This is a genomic window from Burkholderia sp. BCC0506 (assembly GCF_902833145.1).
GTDB lineage: Bacteria > Pseudomonadota > Gammaproteobacteria > Burkholderiales > Burkholderiaceae > Burkholderia.
Window position 1 is genome coordinate 36,199 of record NZ_CADFEN010000009.1, and the last position, 16,533, is coordinate 52,731.

13 protein-coding genes are annotated in these 16,533 nt (G+C 66.7%); 8 read left to right on the top strand and 5 right to left on the bottom strand.

Annotation, left to right across the window (positions count from 1 at the left end):
* The first annotated feature begins 306 nt into the window (after nt 1–306).
* The 4 genes from clpS (at nt 307) to HWX62_RS21035 (ending at nt 5,315) form a co-directional block, all read left to right on the top strand.
* The gene (gene clpS, locus HWX62_RS21020; RefSeq protein ID WP_006398529.1) at nt 307–621 is read left to right on the top strand and encodes an ATP-dependent Clp protease adapter ClpS; all 315 of its coding nucleotides are present in this window, start codon (nt 307–309) and stop codon (nt 619–621) included.
* The gene (gene clpA, locus HWX62_RS21025; RefSeq protein ID WP_059576869.1) at nt 618–2,918 is read left to right on the top strand and encodes an ATP-dependent Clp protease ATP-binding subunit ClpA; all 2,301 of its coding nucleotides are present in this window, start codon (nt 618–620) and stop codon (nt 2,916–2,918) included. Before clpS ends, clpA begins: the two co-directional genes overlap by 4 nt.
* Nucleotides 2,919–3,021: 103 nt before the next feature.
* A complete protein-coding gene (locus tag HWX62_RS21030; RefSeq protein WP_175930452.1) occupies nt 3,022–4,401 on the top strand; it encodes an amino acid permease in 1,380 nt (459 codons plus the stop codon).
* A 143-nt stretch (nt 4,402–4,544) separates the two neighbouring features.
* The gene (locus HWX62_RS21035; RefSeq protein WP_175930453.1) at nt 4,545–5,315 is read left to right on the top strand and encodes a hypothetical protein; all 771 of its coding nucleotides are present in this window, start codon (nt 4,545–4,547) and stop codon (nt 5,313–5,315) included.
* 96 nt (nt 5,316–5,411) lie between these two features.
* Here the strand turns inward: HWX62_RS21035 and dut are convergent, their stop codons facing one another.
* The 5 genes from dut to HWX62_RS21060 all read right to left on the bottom strand — a co-directional run bounded on the left by dut (nt 5,412) and on the right by HWX62_RS21060 (nt 11,627).
* Entirely contained in the window at nt 5,412–5,858 is a 447-nt protein-coding gene (dut, locus tag HWX62_RS21040) for a dUTP diphosphatase (protein WP_006488961.1), read from the bottom strand.
* 54 nt (nt 5,859–5,912) lie between these two features.
* Nucleotides 5,913–7,124, bottom strand: a complete 1,212-nt coding sequence (gene coaBC / locus HWX62_RS21045; RefSeq protein ID WP_175930454.1) for a bifunctional phosphopantothenoylcysteine decarboxylase/phosphopantothenate--cysteine ligase CoaBC — start codon at nt 7,122–7,124, stop codon at nt 5,913–5,915.
* A 67-nt stretch (nt 7,125–7,191) separates the two neighbouring features.
* On the bottom strand, nt 7,192–7,692 hold the full coding sequence (lspA, locus tag HWX62_RS21050) for a signal peptidase II (RefSeq protein ID WP_175930455.1): 501 nt from the start codon (nt 7,690–7,692) through the stop codon (nt 7,192–7,194).
* 2 nt (nt 7,693–7,694) lie between these two features.
* On the bottom strand, nt 7,695–10,532 hold the full coding sequence (ileS, locus tag HWX62_RS21055; RefSeq protein WP_175930456.1) for an isoleucine--tRNA ligase: 2,838 nt from the start codon (nt 10,530–10,532) through the stop codon (nt 7,695–7,697).
* A gap of 102 nt (nt 10,533–10,634) precedes the next feature.
* Nucleotides 10,635–11,627 (bottom strand): bifunctional riboflavin kinase/FAD synthetase, encoded by a 993-nt coding sequence (locus tag HWX62_RS21060; protein WP_175930457.1) that lies wholly within the window; start codon nt 11,625–11,627, stop codon nt 10,635–10,637.
* 123 nt (nt 11,628–11,750) lie between these two features.
* Between HWX62_RS21060 and purN the strand changes: the two genes are divergently transcribed.
* From purN to HWX62_RS21080, 4 genes are all read left to right on the top strand, one after another.
* Nucleotides 11,751–12,413, top strand: a complete 663-nt coding sequence (gene purN / locus HWX62_RS21065; RefSeq protein WP_175930458.1) for a phosphoribosylglycinamide formyltransferase — start codon at nt 11,751–11,753, stop codon at nt 12,411–12,413.
* Nucleotides 12,410–13,675, top strand: coding sequence for an RsmB/NOP family class I SAM-dependent RNA methyltransferase (locus HWX62_RS21070; RefSeq protein WP_175930459.1), 1,266 nt, complete (start codon nt 12,410–12,412; stop codon nt 13,673–13,675). The genes purN and HWX62_RS21070 overlap by 4 nt, the downstream gene beginning before the upstream one ends.
* An 18-nt stretch (nt 13,676–13,693) precedes the next feature.
* On the top strand, nt 13,694–15,094 hold the full coding sequence (locus tag HWX62_RS21075) for a mechanosensitive ion channel domain-containing protein (protein WP_175930460.1): 1,401 nt from the start codon (nt 13,694–13,696) through the stop codon (nt 15,092–15,094).
* A gap of 215 nt (nt 15,095–15,309) precedes the next feature.
* A complete protein-coding gene (locus tag HWX62_RS21080; RefSeq protein WP_175930461.1) occupies nt 15,310–16,506 on the top strand; it encodes an acyl-CoA desaturase in 1,197 nt (398 codons plus the stop codon).
* The last annotated feature ends 27 nt before the right edge of the window (nt 16,507–16,533 follow it).

The following is a 16,533-nucleotide window of genomic DNA, read 5'->3' on the forward strand; positions in this document are numbered from 1 at the left end:
CTTTGCTTTGCAGCATGCGGCCAAGCGCGAGGGCTTGAAAAGCCGCATAATCGGCTCATATACCAGGCTCGAGTGACACGCGTTCGAGTCGTCCCGGCTTGTGGGATACTGGATGCGGACACGACGTTCCGGTGCGATTCCCCCTGACGGTTCGTGTTCCGCGTCATGCGTGAAAGCCGGCACCGCAGCCGGCTTTCGTATGGCGCGAAGGATGATCGCGTGTTCCGGGTCACCGGGGAGGGCGCCGGCCGGTCGGTCGGGTAATGGCAGGATTGCGGGCCTGTCCGAGTTGTTTAGAATGGGTGTATGGCGATTATCCCGGACAAGCAGGACAGTACCGTCCTGGAACGCAAGCAGCAGAAGCTCAAGCCGCCTTCGATGTACAAGGTGGTGCTGCTGAACGACGACTTCACGCCGATGGAGTTCGTCGTGATGGTGGTCCAGGAGTATTTCAAGAAGGATCGCGAGACGGCCACGCAGATCATGCTGAAGGTCCATCGCGAAGGGCGAGGGGTTTGTGGGGTCTATACGCGGGACATCGCGTCGACCAAGGTTGAGCAAGTCGTTACCCATGCGCGGCAGGCAGGGCATCCGCTGCAGTGCGTGATGGAGGAAGCATGATTGCCCAGGAATTGGAAGTCAGCCTGCACATGGCGTTCATGGAAGCACGCCAGGCGCGCCATGAGTTCATTACGGTCGAGCATCTGCTGCTGGCCCTGCTGGATAATCCGACGGCAGCCGAGGTGTTGCGCGCGTGCGCGGCCAACATCGAGGACCTGCGTCAGAACCTGCGCAATTTCATCCACGACAACACACCTACCGTCCCGGGCACCGACGACGTCGATACCCAGCCGACGCTCGGTTTCCAGCGTGTGATCCAGCGCGCGATCATGCACGTCCAGTCGACGTCGAACGGCAAGAAGGAAGTCACCGGCGCGAACGTGCTGGTCGCGATCTTCGGCGAAAAGGATTCGCACGCCGTGTACTACCTGCAGCAGCAGGGCGTCACGCGCCTCGACGTGGTGAACTTCATTTCGCACGGCATCGCGAAGACGAACAGCGGCGAAGCCGCGAAGTCGACCGACGCGAACGCGGAAAGCGAAGACGCGAACGCGCAGAAGGAAACCCCGCTCGCGCAGTTCACGCAGAACCTGAACCAGATGGCGAAGGACGGCCGCATCGATCCGCTGATCGGGCGCGAGCCCGAGGTCGAGCGCGTCGTGCAGGTGCTGTGCCGCCGTCGCAAGAACAACCCGCTGCTCGTCGGGGAAGCCGGCGTCGGCAAGACCGCGATCGCGGAAGGTCTCGCGTACCGGATCACGCGCGGCGAGGTGCCCGACATCCTCGCGAACGCGCAGGTGTACTCGCTCGACATGGGCGCGCTGCTCGCCGGCACCAAGTATCGCGGCGATTTCGAGCAGCGTCTGAAGACGGTGCTGAAGGAACTGAAGGAGCGCCCGCACGCGATCCTGTTCATCGACGAAATCCATACGCTGATCGGCGCGGGTGCGGCGTCGGGCGGCACGCTCGATGCGTCGAACCTGCTGAAGCCGGCGTTGTCGTCGGGCACGCTCAAGTGCATCGGCGCGACCACGTTCACCGAGTATCGCGGCATCTTCGAGAAGGACGCGGCGCTGTCGCGGCGCTTCCAGAAGGTCGACGTGACGGAGCCGAGCGTCGAGCAGACGGTCGCGATCCTGCGCGGGCTGAAGTCGCGCTTCGAGGAGCATCACGGCGTCAAGTATTCGTCGGGCGCCTTGTCGGCCGCGGCCGAGCTGTCGGCGCGCTTCATCACCGACCGTCACCTGCCGGACAAGGCGATCGACGTGATCGACGAGGCGGGCGCCGCCCAGCGCATCCTGCCGAAGTCGAAGCAGAAGAAGACGATCGGCAAGGGCGAGATCGAGGAAATCATCTCGAAGATCGCGCGCGTGCCGGCGCAAAGCGTGTCGCAGGACGATCGCAGCAAGCTGCAGACGCTCGACCGCGACCTGAAGAGCGTCGTGTTCGGCCAGGATCCGGCGATCGACGCGCTCGCGGCCTCGATCAAGATGGCGCGCGCGGGCCTCGGCAAGATGGACAAGCCGATCGGCGCGTTCCTGTTCTCCGGCCCGACGGGCGTCGGCAAGACCGAAGTGGCGCGCCAGCTCGCGTTCACGCTCGGCATCGAGCTGATCCGCTTCGACATGTCGGAATACATGGAGCGTCACGCGGTGAGCCGGCTGATCGGCGCGCCGCCGGGCTACGTCGGGTTCGACCAGGGCGGCCTCTTGACCGAAGCCGTCACGAAGAAGCCGCATTGCGTGCTGCTGCTCGACGAAATCGAGAAGGCGCATCCGGACATCTTCAACGTGCTGCTGCAGGTGATGGACCACGGCACGCTGACGGACAACAACGGCCGCAAGGCGGATTTCCGCAACGTCATCATCATCATGACGACGAACGCGGGCGCCGAGTCGATGCAGAAGGCGACGATCGGCTTCACGACGCGCCGCGAAACGGGCGACGAGATGACCGACATCAAGCGCCTGTTCACGCCGGAGTTCCGCAACCGTCTGGACGCGATCATCAGCTTCCGCTCGCTCGATGAGGAAATCATCATGCGCGTGGTCGACAAGTTCCTGATCCAGCTCGAGGAACAGCTGCACGAGAAGAAGGTCGACGCGCTCTTCACGGACGCGTTGCGCAAGCATCTCGCGAAACACGGCTTCGACCCGCTGATGGGCGCGCGGCCGATGCAGCGGCTGATCCAGGACACGATCCGTCGTGCGCTGGCCGACGAGCTGCTGTTCGGCAAGCTCGTCAACGGCGGCCATGTGACGGTCGACGTCGACGAAAGCGACAAGGTGCAGTTGTCGTTCGACAAGCTGGCGAATCCGCCGCACAAGCCGAACGAAGAGACGGTCGAAGTCGAGTAAGCGATAATTCGTTGTTCGTGCGAACGGCGCGGGAAGTTCTCCGCGCCGTTTCGTTTTATCCGGCGCCGGCGGCGCGATGGTGGGGCAGGGGAGTGGTAACGCAGTGACACAACAACAACGGTCGTTCGACAACATCGTCGCGCGCGAACAAGGGTTGCGCCATGCGCTGACGTCGGGGCAGATGGCGATGATCGCGATCGGCGGCGCGATCGGCACGGGGCTGTTCCTCGGCAGCGGGTTCGCGATCGGGCTCGCCGGGCCGAGCGTGCTGGTTTCCTATGCGATCGGCGCGCTGATCGCGTTGCTGCTGATGGGCGCGCTCGCGGAAATGACCGTCGCGCATCCGACGGCCGGCTCGTTCGGTGCCTATGCCGAGCATTACGTCGGGCCGCTCGCGGGCTTCCTCGTGCGTTATGCGTACTGGTTCGCGGTCGTGTTCGCGATCGGCACCGAGATCAGCGCGATCGCCGTGTTCATGAAGTACTGGTTCCCGGCCGTGCCCGGCTGGTACTGGGTGCTCGGCTTCTCCGCGCTGCTGATCGCGGTGAACCTCGCGAGCGTCACGCTGTACGGGACGGTCGAATACGCGTTCTCGCTGCTGAAGATCGCGGCGATCGTCGTGTTCATCGTGCTCGGCGCCTATCTCGTGTGGTCGGCGCCGGCCGCCTCCGGCATCGGTTTCGCGAACTACACCGCGCATGGCGGCTTCATGCCGAAGGGGCCGTGGGGCACGTGGGTGGCGGTGATCGTCGCGATCTTCAGCTACATGAGCATCGAGGCGGTCGCGATCGCGGCCGGCGAGGCGCGCGATCCGCAGCACGCGGTCACGCGCGCATTCCGCTCGACCGTGTTCCGGCTCGTGCTGTTCTACCTGCTGACGCTGTCGCTGATGCTCGCGATCGTGCCGTGGACGCAGGCCGGCACCGACGAAAGCCCGTTCGTGAAGGTGATGGCCGCGACGCACGTGCCGTATGCGCCGGGTGTGATCAACTTCGTGCTGCTGATCGCGGCGCTGTCGGCGATGAACAGCCAGCTCTACGTGACGACGCGGATGATGTTCAGCCTGTCGCGCGCGCGCCTCGCGCCCGCGGTGTTCGGCCGGCTCGGCGCGAACGGCGTGCCGCGCGCGGCGCTGTGGATTTCGACGAGCGGCGTCGCGGTGGCGGCCGTGCTGGTTGCGCTCGCGCCTGATACGGCGTTTACCGTGATGATGGCGATCGCGATGTTCGGCGCGCTGTTCACGTGGCTGATGATCTTCGTCACGCATCTGCGGTTCCGTTCGCGGTATCGCGGCCCCGCGCTCGCGTTCCGGATGTGGGGCCACCCGTTCGGCAGCCTGCTTGGCGCGGCGCTCGTCGCGGCGATCCTGCTGACGACCGCTTTCACGCGCGAATTCCGGATGACGATGGTGGTCGGCGTCGTGTTCGTCGTGCTGCTGACGCTCGCCTACGCGCTGCATTACCGGCACCAGCACGCGCGCTGACCGCGCCGGCGTGGCCGCCCACGCCGTTCTTCGCATTTCACATTCGCTAAGGTTCCGTTAAGCGAGCGGCGACTACATTCGAGCCTGTCTGCACGGCGTGCCGGTCCGCATCGGCGCGTCAATTCCTGCAAAAAGGGGTTCGAATGAACAAACTGCCCGAAATCACGCTCGCGTTCTGGATCATGAAGATCTGTGCGACGACGCTCGGCGAAACCGGCGGCGACCTGCTGTCGATGACGCTGGACGTCGGCTACGCGGTGAGCTCGATCCTGCTGTTCGGTTTCTTTCTCGTGACGCTGGGCGCGCAGCTCCGGACGACGCGCTATCGTCCGGCGGTCTACTGGGCCGTGATCGTCGCGACGAGCACGGCCGGCACGACGATGTCCGATTTCATGGATCGCACGCTCGGTCTCGGCTACGCGGCCGGCTCGTCGATCCTGGTCGCGATCCTGCTGGCGATCTTCGCGGTCTGGCGCCTGAGCGGCGAATCGCTGTCGGTCGACCTGATTCGCACGCGCAAGGTCGAGTTGCTGTACTGGATCGCGATCCTGTTCTCGAACACGCTCGGCACCGCGCTCGGCGACTTCCTCGCCGATAGCTCGGGGCTCGGCTTCGGCGGCGGCGCGCTGCTGATCGGCGGCCTGCTGGCGGCGATCGTGCTCGCGCACTACTTCACGCGCATCTCCGGCGTGCTGCTGTTCTGGGCGGCGTTCGTGCTGACGCGGCCGTTCGGCGCGACGGTCGGCGATCTGCTGACGAAGCCGGTCGCGAAGGGCGGCCTCGCGCTCGGTACGGTCGGCTCGTCGGCCGTGCTGCTGGGCGTGCTGGTCGCGATGGTCGTCTACGCGAGCATCGCTCAGGCGCGGCGTCGCGAACCGGCGCCGGCACGGATCGCGCAACCAGTCGGCAAGTGACGGCGCGTGAGCAAGAAAGGGCCACGCTGAACTGCACCCCGGTGCGCCACTTTCGGGGTGCGGTGCACTCAGCGCGGCCCTTTTTTCATGCGTCGCTCAGTGGCGGCCGGTGCTGCCGAAGCCGCCTTCGCCGCGATCGCTTTCGGTGAATTCGTCGACGATGTTGAACTGCGCCTGCACGACCGGCACGATCACGAGCTGCGCGAGACGTTCGAACGGATTCAGCACGAATTCGGTCTGGCCGCGGTTCCACGTCGAGACCATCAACTGGCCCTGATAGTCGGAGTCGATCAGGCCGACGAGGTTGCCGAGCACGATCCCGTGCTTGTGCCCGAGGCCCGAGCGCGGCAGGATCAGCGCCGCATAGCCGGGATCGGCGAGGTGGATCGCAAGGCCCGTCGGCACGAGCGTGGTTTCGCCCGGCTGCAGCGTGACCGGTGCGTCGAGGCACGCGCGCAGGTCGAGGCCCGCGCTGCCGGTGGTCGCGTAGGCGGGCAGGTAGTCGCGCATGCGCGCGTCGAGAATCTTCAGGTCGAGTTTCATGCGGTCGTCGAATCGGTCGGAAGGGGCGGCGGCGCCAACGGCCGCCGCATGGGATCAGATCAGGCGGTTGTCGGGCAGGCGCTTCGCGATTTCGGCGACGAGCGTGTGCGCGAGTTCATCCTTCGGCGCGCGCGGCAGGCGCGTGAGGCCGGCCGCTTCGAACAGCACGACTTCGTTGTCGTCGCGCCCGAACGTCAGCGGGCCGAGGTTGCCGACGAGCAGCGGCACGTTCTTGCGCTTGCGCTTCTCGTCGCCGTGCACGTCGAGGTCGCCGCTTTCGGCCGCGAAGCCGACGCAGAACGGCGGATCGGGCAGCGCCGCGACCGACGCAAGGATGTCGGGGTTCTCGACGAATGCGAGCGCCGGCATCTTGCGGTCGGCCGTCTTCTTCATCTTGTGCTCGGCCGGCTGCTCGACGCGCCAGTCGGCGACCGCGGCCACCGCGATGAAGATGTCGGCATCGGCGACCGCATGCATCACCGCGTCGCACATCTGCTGCGCGGTCTGCACGTCCTGGCGGTACACGCCCCACGGCGTGTCGAGCGCGACCGGCCCGGCCACGAGATGCACGTCGGCGCCGGCCTGTTGCGCGGCGCGCGCGAGCGCGAAGCCCATCTTGCCGCTCGAGCGGTTCGTGAGGCCGCGCACCGGGTCGAGCGGCTCGAACGTCGGCCCGGCCGTGATCAACACGCGTCGGTGCGCGAGCACCTTCGGCGCGAAGTGCGCGACGATCGCTTCATAGATCGCCTCGGGCTCGAGCATGCGGCCGTCGCCGACTTCGCCGCACGCCTGCGCGCCCGAATCCGGACCGAGCACCGACACGCCGTCCGCGCGCAGTTGCGCGGCGTTGCGTTGCGTGGCCGGGTTCTGCCACATCTGGCGGTTCATCGCGGGGACGACCAGCAGCGGACAGTCGCGCGCGACGCACAGCGTCGACAGCAGGTCGTCGGCGAACCCGTGCGCGAGCTTCGCGAGGAAATCCGTCGACGCCGGCGCGATCACGATCGCGTCGGCTTCGCGCGACAGGTCGATGTGCGCCATGTTGTTGTCGATGCGCGCGTCCCACTGGCTCGTGTAGACGGGCCGGCCCGACAGCGCCTGCATCGTGACGGGCGTGATGAACTGGGTGGCCGCTTCGGTCATCGCGACCTGCACGGTCGCGCCGGCCTTCACGAGCAGCCGCGTGAGCTCGGCGATCTTGTAGCAGGCGATGCCGCCCGTCAGGCCGAGAACGAGGTGTTTTCCTGCGAGTTCTGCGTGTGCCAACTCAGGCCTCCTGGGGTCAAACGGAACGGCCGGCACGAAGCCGGCCGTCGACGCCGAGTATGCGCGCTCAGCGCGCGCCGCGCACGCGCCGTAACTCGTCGTAGATCAGCAGCACCGCGCCGATCGTGATCGCGGAATCGGCGAGGTTGAACGCCGGGAAGTGCCACGCGCCGAGGTGGAAATCGAGAAAGTCGATCACGTGGCCGTAGACGAGCCGGTCGATCACGTTGCCGAGCGCACCGCCGAGGATCAGCGCGAGCGACACGCTGAAGAGCCGCTGGTGGCCGTGGCGCTTCAGCAGGAAGCAGATCACGAGCGTGGCGCCGACGCCGAGCGCGGTGAACGCCCAGCGCTGCCAGCCGCTCGCGGTCGACAGGAAGCCGAACGCGGCGCCGCGGTTGTACACCAGCACGAGGTTGAAGAACGACGTCAGCGCATGCTGCGCGCCGTACGCGAACGTTTTGAGGATCGCGATCTTCGACAACTGGTCGAACAGGATCACGATCAGCGAAATGCCGAGCCAGGGCGCGAGCGCGCCGCTGGCCGGTTTCGACAGGGTCTTCGCCATGGTTACGCAGCGCTCCGGATTTCGCCGTTTTCAAACAGGTTCGAGAAGCAGCGGCCGCACAGCGTCGGATGATCGGCGTGCGCGCCGACATCTTCGCGATAGTGCCAGCAGCGTTCGCACTTCTGGTACTTCGACGCGGCTACGTCGACGCTTTCCTGTGCTTCGTCGTCGACCTTGACGACCGTCGCGGCCGACGTGATCAGCACGAACTTGAGGTCGTCGCCGAGGCTCGTGAGCGCGTCGTAGCGCGCGCCGCTCGCATGGACGGTGACTTCGGCCTGCAGCGACGAACCGATCCGGTTCGCGGTGCGTGCTTCCTCGAGCGCCTTCGTCACGTTGCCGCGCACGTCGCGCAGCAGCGCCCACTTCTCGATCAGCGCGGCCGAGCCGGCGACTTCCGGATACGCATAGTAGGTTTCCGTGAAGATCGTGTCGCTCGCCGGCTGGAACACCTTCCACGCTTCTTCCGCCGTGAACGACAGGAACGGCGCGAGCACGCGCAGCAGGCCTTGCGTCAGGTGGTACAGCGCCGTTTGCGCGGAGCGGCGCGCGCGCGAATCGGCGGCGCTCGTGTACAGGCGATCCTTCAGCACGTCGAGGTAGAAGCCGCCGAGATCTTCCGAGCAGTACGTCTGCAGCTTCGCGACGACCGGGTGGAATTCGTACTTCTCGTAGTGGCCGAGCAGTTCCGTCTGCAGTTGCTGCGAGAACGCGACCGCGTAGCGGTCGATCTCGAGCCATTCGTCGACCGGCACCGCGTGCTGCGCGAAATCGAAATCCGACAGGTTCGCGAGCAGGAAGCGCAGCGTGTTGCGGATGCGGCGATAGCCTTCGGTCACGCGCTTCAGGATTTCCTCGGAGATCGCGAGCTCGCCCGAGTAGTCGGTCGACGCGATCCACAGCCGGATGATTTCCGCGCCGAGACGGTTCGCGACTTCATGCGGGTCGATGCCGTTGCCGAGCGACTTGCTCATCTTGCGGCCTTCGCCGTCGACCGTGAAGCCGTGCGTGAGCAGACCCTTGTACGGCGCGCGGCCGTCGAGCATCGAGGCCGTCAGCAGCGACGAGTGGAACCAGCCGCGATGCTGGTCCGAGCCTTCGAGGTACAGGTCGGCCGGGAATTGCAGCTGATCCTTGTGCGAGCCGCGCAGCACGTGCCAGTGCGTCGTGCCCGAGTCGAACCACACGTCGAGCGTGTCGCGGTTCTTTTCGTACAGGTTCGCGTCGTCGCCGATCAGCTCGCGCGGGTCGAGCGACTGCCACGCCTCGATGCCCGACTGCTCGACGCGCTTCGCGACTTCCTCGAGCAGCTCGAGCGTGCGCGGGTGCAGCTCGCCGGTTTCCTTGTGCACGAAGAACGCCATCGGCACGCCCCACTGGCGCTGGCGCGACAGCGTCCAGTCGGGACGGTTCGCGATCATGCTGAACAGGCGCTGCTTGCCCCACGACGGGTAGAACGCGGTTGCGTCGACGCCTTCGAGTGCCGTTTCGCGCAGCGTCTTGCCGCCGTCTTGCGGCGTCACGTCCATGCCGGCGAACCACTGCGACGTCGCGCGGTAGATGATCGGCGTCTTGTGGCGCCAGCAGTGCATGTAGCTGTGCGTGTACTTCTCGCTGCGCAGCAGCGAGCCGGCCGCGTTCAGCGCGTCGACGATCTTCGGGTTCGCGTCCCAGATCGACAGGCCGCCGAACAGCGGCAGCGATTCGATGTAGCGGCCGTCGCCCATCACCGGGTTGATGAAGTCGGAATCGGTCATCCCGTGCGCCTTGCACGACTGGAAGTCCTCGATACCGTACGCGGGCGACGAGTGCACGACGCCGGTACCGGTGTCGGTCGTCACGTAGTCGCCGAGGTAGACGGGCGCGGTGCGCTTGTAGCCGGGGTGGGCCGACGCGAGCGGATGGTGGAAGCGCAGGTTCGCGAGCTTCACGCCGGGCGCGGTCGCGATGACGCGGCCGGTCAGCTTGAAGTCCGTCATGCAGGCTTCGACGCGTTCTTCCGCGATGATCAGCAGCCCGCGCTCGGTGTCGACCAGCGCGTAGACGATTTCCGGATGGAGGTTCAGCGCCTGGTTGGCGGGAATCGTCCACGGCGTGGTGGTCCAGATCACGATGCCGCCTTCGGCGCGCGGCAGCGCCGGCAGGCCGAACGCGTGCGCGGTCTTGTCCGGTTCCGCGAACGCGAACATCACGTCGATCGTCGGATCGGTGCGGTCCTTGTACTCGACCTCCGCCTCGGCCAGCGCCGAGCCGCAGTCGAAGCACCAGTTCACCGGCTTCAGCCCGCGGTACACGTAACCCTTCTCGATGATCTTGCCGAGCGCGCGGATTTCTTCCGCCTCGTTGACGAAGTTCATCGTCTTGTACGGGTTGGCCCAGTCGCCGAGCACGCCCAGGCGCTTGAAGCCGACCTTCTGCTTCTCGATCTGCTCGGTCGCGTACGCGCGCGCCTTGCTCATCACTTCGGCGGCCGGCAGCGACTTGCCGAACTGCTTCTCGATCTGGATCTCGATCGGCATCCCGTGGCAATCCCAGCCCGGCACGTACGGCGCGTCGAAGCCGGCCATGTTGCGCGACTTGACGACGATGTCCTTCAGGATCTTGTTGACCGCGTGGCCGAGGTGGATGTCGCCGTTCGCATACGGCGGGCCGTCGTGCAGGATGAACTTCGGCCGGCCCTTGCTGGCCGCGCGGATCTTGTCGTAGATGCCGCGCTCTTCCCATTCCTTGACCCACTGCGGCTCGCGCTTGGGCAGGTCGCCGCGCATCGGGAACGGCGTGTCGAGCAGGTTGACCGGATACTTGGCCTGCGGTTTCGAATCGGCTTTCTTGTTGCTCATGATGGGATCGCTATCTCAATCGGGGGACGCTCGGGCGTCGTGAATCGGGTAGGCGCGCGAGAAGGCGCGCGAGGGTGCGGCGCGAGGGCGCCGCCGTCCGGATCAGCTAATTCGGTCGGTGGCCGACGTCGCGAAGCCAGTCGCGCGGCTGCCGGGCGCACGATCGCGCTCGATGAAGTACGCGCGCGCATTCGCGACGTCGAGCGCGATCGCGCGCGACAGCGCCTCGAGATCGTCGAATTTCGCCTCGTCGCGCAGCTTCTTCAGGAATTCGACGCGGATCAGCTTGCCGTACGCGTCGCCGTGCCAGTCGAGCAGGTGGACTTCGAGCAGCACGCGGCCGGAATCGTCGACGGTCGGGCGCAGCCCGAGGCTCGCGACGCCCGGCAGCGGCTCGGGGCCGAGGCCGTGCACCTGCACGACGAAGATGCCCGCGAGCGCCGGCCGCTTGTGCGCGATCGGCAGGTTCAGCGTCGGGAAGCCGAGGTCGCGGCCGAGCTTCAGCCCGTGCGCGACGTGGCCGCTGATCGCGTAGCCGTGGCCGAGCGCCTGCGCGGCCGCGTCGAGATCGCCCGCAGCGAGCGACGCGCGCACGCCGGAGCTGGAAATGCGCGTGCCGTCGCTGCCGGCCACCGTGCCCATCTGCTCGACCTCGAAGCCGTACTGCTCGCCGGCCGCCTTCAGCGTGTCGAAGGTGCCCGCGCGCTTCGCGCCGTAGCAGAAATCGTCGCCGACCATCATCCAGCGCGTGTGCAGCCCGTTCACCAGCGTGCGCTCGACGAACGCCTGCGGCGACTGGCTCGCGAAGGTGTGGTTGAAATGCTCGACGACGACGCGGTCGACGCCGTGATCGCGCAGCGCCTCGAGCTTGTCGCGCAGCATCGCGATGCGCGGCGGTGCGCCGGCCGGATTGAAGAATTCGCGCGGGTGCGGCTCGAACGTCATCACGCACACGGGCAGGCCGCGCGCGTCCGCTGCCGCGCGCACGCGCGCGAGCAGGGCCTGGTGGCCGCGATGGACACCGTCGAAGTTGCCGATCGTCAGCGCGCACGGCGCGCGGCTCTCGGCGTTGGGCAGGCCGCGGAAGACTTTCACGATAGCGGATGCAGCGTCGGGGGAATGGGCGGTGGGATGCCGCAAAGCAGAAGATTATAAACGTTCGGGCGGGCCGACGGCCGAGAAGGCGGGAAACGCGGGGGCGAATGGTAAAATTCGCGGATGAAAAAACTCGTGATCCTGATTTCCGGTCGCGGCAGCAACATGGAGGCCATCGTCCGCGCGTGCGCGCAGGAACGCTGGCCGGCCGAGATTGCCGCCGTGATCGCCAACCGGCCCGATGCGGCCGGGCTGGCCTTTGCCGCGTCGCACGGGGTGGCGACGGCGGTGGTCGACCACCGGTCGTTCGACGGCCGCGACAGCTTCGACGCGGCGCTCGCCGCCGAGATCGACCGTTTCGCGCCCGATCTCGTCGTGCTCGCCGGCTTCATGCGCATCCTCACGCCCGCATTCGTCAGACGATACGAGGGCCGGTTGCTGAACATCCACCCGTCGCTGCTGCCGAGCTTCAAGGGCATCCACACGCACCAGCAGGCGCTCGATGCGGGCGTCGCGCTGCATGGCGCGAGCGTGCATTTCGTCATTCCCGAGCTCGACAGCGGGGCGATCGTCGCGCAGGGCGCGGTGCCCGTGCGGGCCGGCGACGACGCGGCCGCGCTCGCGCGGCGCGTGCTGGCGGTCGAGCACGTGCTGTATCCGCGCGCGGTGCGCTGGTTCGTCGACGGGCGTCTGCGCCTCGAGGACGGCCGCGCAGTGGTCGCGCCGGAAGAGGCGCGCTGGATTTTCGCGGATCAACCGCAAACCGAAACGAGTGAGGGTGTATGAAGCTGCACGGATTCCTGATCGGCCAGACCGAGACTTTGCTGGCCGAGGTGCTGAAATTCGCGGGCCCCGCCGACGCGACGACGAGCCGGTTCTTCCGTGCGCACCCGAAGCTCGGGCATGCCGAGCGCGGCGTGATCGCCGAAGCCGTGTTCGCGGTGCTGCGCCGGAAGATGGAATTTTCGCATCTGGCCGAGAGCGGCTCCGGCACGCCCGCACGGCGCCTCACGCTGCTCGGCCTGATGCAGACGGTCGGTCGCAATGCGCTCAAGCCGTTCCTGTCCGACACCGAGTCCGCATGGCTCGAGCACGTGTCGAAGATCGATCCGGCGAGCCTGCCGGTGCGCATTCGCACGAACCTGCCCGACTGGATTCACCAGGCGCTGTCGGCCCGTTTCGATGCAGAAGAACTCGCGCAGCTCGCCGCCGCGTTGAACTACCCGGCGCCGCTCGACCTGCGCGCCAATGCGCAGAAGGCGACCCGCGACCAGGTGATCGATGCGCTGCGCGCGAGCGGCATCGATGCGGGCGCGACGCCGTTCGCGCCGCTCGGCGTGCGCGTGGTCGGCAAGCCGGCGCTGACGCGCCTGAAGCTGTTCGAGGAAGGCGCGATCGAGGTGCAGGACGAAGGCAGCCAGCTGCTGTGCTCGCTGGTCGCGCCGCGGCGCGGCGAGATGGTCGTCGATTTCTGCGCGGGCGCGGGCGGCAAGACGCTCGCGCTCGGCGCGATGATGCGCTCGACCGGGCGCCTCTATGCGTTCGACGTGTCGGAGAAGCGCCTCGCGAAGCTGAAGCCGCGCCTCGCGCGCAGCGGGCTGTCGAACGTGAACCCGGTGCTGATCGACAGCGAGCACGACGCGAAGATCAAGCGCCTCGCGGGCAAGATCGACCGCGTGCTGGTCGACGCGCCGTGCAGCGGCCTCGGCACGCTGCGCCGCAATCCGGACCTCAAGTGGCGCCAGACGCGCACGGCGATCGACGAGCTGACGCCGAAGCAGGCGTCGATCCTCGCGAGCGCCGCGCGGCTCGTGAAGAAGGGCGGCCGGCTCGTCTACGCGACCTGCAGCGTGCTCGACGCCGAGAACGAGCGCATCGTCGAACAGTTCCTGGCCGATCATCCGGAGTTCGTGCTGGTGCCGGCGCAGAAGGTGCTGGCCGACCAGCGCATCGAGCTCGAGACGGGCGATTACCTGTCGCTGTGGCCGCATCGTCACGCGACCGACGGCTTCTTCGCCGCGGTGCTCGAGCGCCGCGCCGCGCAGTAACGACGACGCGGACGGACGATGGAGAGTCTGCAGAGCCGCCTGCTGTCGCACCGGCTGGCCTCGGTGATTCGCGATTTCCACCAGCCGGTGATGATCTGGCAGGCGGCGATCCTCGTCGGCGCGCTGTGTTTCGCGTGGGTCGCCGCGCGCTTCGTGCACGGCCGGATCGATGCGCGGCGCCGGGCCGCCGGACGCGAGCCGGGTGCAGGCGCGCAAAGCCTCGAGCGGGCGCTGTTTCCGCTCTTCGGCAGCCTGTTCGTCGGCGCCGCGCAGCTCGCGTTCGACCCGTTCATGTCGACGTCGCTGCTGTCGCTCGCGCTCGTGCCGCTGTTCGGCATCGGCCTGATCTACGTGCTGTTCTTCTTCGCGCGGCGCGTGTTCGCGCGCGACGGCCACACGCATGCGTGGCTGTCGATCGTCGAGAAGATCGTGTCGACCGTCGTGTGGGCCGCGATGGTGATGACGGTGCTCGGCATCCAGCGCGACGTGCTCGGCTGGCTCGACAGCGTGCAGTTCCGGGTCGCGACCGCGCATCTCACGCTGCTGTCGGTGATCTCCGGCGCGCTGTGGGTGTGCGTGACGCTGATGGTCGCGATGTGGCTCGGCTCGGTGCTCGAGGATCGCCTGGCGCGCGCAAGCACGCTCGACGCGAACCTGAAGGTCGTGCTGTCGCGGGTCGGCCGCGCGCTGCTCGTGTTCGCGGCGATCCTGATCGGGCTGTCGCTCGTCGGCATCGACGTGACGGTGCTCGGCGTGTTCGGCGGCGCGCTGGGCGTCGGCCTCGGGTTCGGGCTGCAGAAGATCGCGAGCAACTACGTGTCGGGCTTCATCATCCTGCTCGACCGCTCGCTGCGGCTCGGCGATGCGATCAGCGTCGGCGGGCTGCAGGGCGTCGTCACGCAGATCCGCACGCGCTACACGGTCGTGCGCGGCCTCGACGGCAACGAGACGCTGATCCCGAACGAGAAGCTGATCACCGACGTCGTGCAGAACCAGTCGTCGTACCTGACGCGCGGCTATGCGAAGGTCGCCGTGCAGGTCGCGTACACGAGCGACGTCGAGCAGGCGCTCGCGTTGCTCGCCGACGCCGCGAAGGACGTGCCGCGCGTGCTCGCCGAGCCGGCACCGACCCCGTACCTCGTGAGTTTCGGCGCGGACGGGATCGACCTGGAGCTCGGCTTCTGGATCGAGGATGCGGCGAAGGGCACGTCCGGCGTACGCTCGAGCGTGAACCGCAACATCTGGCGGCTGTTCAGCGCGCACGGGATTTCGATTCCGTTTCCGCAGCGCGAAGTGCGCGTGGTGGGGTTGCCGGACGGTTTTCCGGCGGCCGGCGTGGCGGCCGGGCTCGATCCGGCGGCCGGGCTCGATCCGGCGGCCGCCGACGGTGCGCTGGACGGGCGCCGGCCGGCGGCGTAGCGAGCGCGGGCGGTCAATCGTACCGATTTCGCGGTCGAAACCGGATCGCGGCCCGTTCCCAGTCCGCCCGTGGACCGCGCGGATTGCGTCAGGGCAAGAAAATATTCATTTTTTACAAAGACTTGGAACGGTTGAAGTAAAATTCTGGTCTACACGCGGTATGCTTTCATTCTTCTGACGCCACCTTGGTGTCGCTCTCATCACAGGTAACTGCCTTGTTGAATTCCCTGCTCGATTTTCTTTCCCACGGGCTCCTGCGTTTCTCGTGGTGGCAGGTCGCGTTGTTCGCGCTCGCCGTCACGCACGTCACGATCATCGGCGTGACGGTCTACCTGCACCGCTGCCAGGCGCACCGCGCGCTGGAGCTGCATCCGATCGCAAGCCATTTCTTCCGCCTCTGGCTGTGGATGACGACCGGCATGCTGACCGGCCAGTGGGCCGCGATTCACCGCAAGCACCACGCGAAGTGCGAGACCGAGGAAGATCCGCACAGCCCGCAGACGCGCGGCATCTGGAAGGTGTTCCTCGAAGGCGCCGAGCTGTACCGCGCGGAAGCGAAGAACGAAGAGACGATGCGCAAGTTCAGCCACGGCACGCCGAACGACTGGATCGAACGCAATCTCTACTCGAAGTACCCGATTCTCGGCGTGAGCCTGATGATGGTCATCGACGTCGCGCTGTTCGGCGTGCTCGGCCTGACCGTGTGGGCCGTGCAGATGGTGTGGATTCCGTTCTGGGCGGCGGGCGTCGTCAACGGCTTCGGTCACTTCTGGGGCTATCGCAACTTCAACTCGGCCGATGCGAGCACGAACCTGTTCCCGTGGGGCATCGTGATCGGCGGCGAAGAGCTGCACAACAACCACCACACGTTCGCGACGTCGGCGAAGCTGTCGAACAAGTGGTACGAGTTCGACATCGGCTGGATGTACATCCGCATCATGTCGGCGTTCGGTCTCGCGAAGGTGAAGAAGGTCGCGCCCACGCCGCGCCTGAACAAGCCGAAGACGGTGCTCGACCAGGAAACGCTGCAGGCCGTGCTGTCGAACCGCTACGAAGTGATGGCGCGCTACGGCAAGGCCGTGAAGCGTGCGTACCGCCAGGAGCTTGCGCACCTGAAGGAACTCGGTTCGAGCGAGAAGTACCAGTTGATGCGCAGCGCGCGCAAGTGGTTCCACAAGGACGCCGACGGCCTCGACGAGCCGCAGAAGAAGCTGCTGCCGGAAATCTTCGCGAACAGCCAGAAGCTGCATACGTACTTCCAGCTGCGCCAGGATCTCGCCGCGATCTGGGATCGTTCGACCGCGTCGCGCGAACAGCTGCTCGCCCAATTGCAGGATTGGTGCCATCGCGCGGAACAAAGCGGCATCAAGGCGCTGCAGGAATTCGCGACACGCCTGCGTCGCTACGCCTGATTCGAAATCGATTAGAATCTCAGGACG

What these genes read in the sequence shown, in the direction of transcription:
- clpS (WP_006398529.1), top strand. Translation starts at nt 307, where the DNA reads ATGGCGATTATCCCGGACAAGCAGGACAGTACCGTCCTGGAACGCAAG.
- clpA (WP_059576869.1), top strand. Translation starts at nt 618, where the DNA reads ATGATTGCCCAGGAATTGGAAGTCAGCCTGCACATGGCGTTCATGGAA.
- HWX62_RS21035 (WP_175930453.1), top strand. Translation starts at nt 4,545, where the DNA reads ATGAACAAACTGCCCGAAATCACGCTCGCGTTCTGGATCATGAAGATC.
- dut (WP_006488961.1), bottom strand. Translation starts at nt 5,858, where the DNA reads ATGAAACTCGACCTGAAGATTCTCGACGCGCGCATGCGCGACTACCTG.
- lspA (WP_175930455.1), bottom strand. Translation starts at nt 7,692, where the DNA reads ATGGCGAAGACCCTGTCGAAACCGGCCAGCGGCGCGCTCGCGCCCTGG.
- ileS (WP_175930456.1), bottom strand. Translation starts at nt 10,532, where the DNA reads ATGAGCAACAAGAAAGCCGATTCGAAACCGCAGGCCAAGTATCCGGTC.
- purN (WP_175930458.1), top strand. Translation starts at nt 11,751, where the DNA reads ATGAAAAAACTCGTGATCCTGATTTCCGGTCGCGGCAGCAACATGGAG.
- HWX62_RS21070 (WP_175930459.1), top strand. Translation starts at nt 12,410, where the DNA reads ATGAAGCTGCACGGATTCCTGATCGGCCAGACCGAGACTTTGCTGGCC.
- HWX62_RS21075 (WP_175930460.1), top strand. Translation starts at nt 13,694, where the DNA reads ATGGAGAGTCTGCAGAGCCGCCTGCTGTCGCACCGGCTGGCCTCGGTG.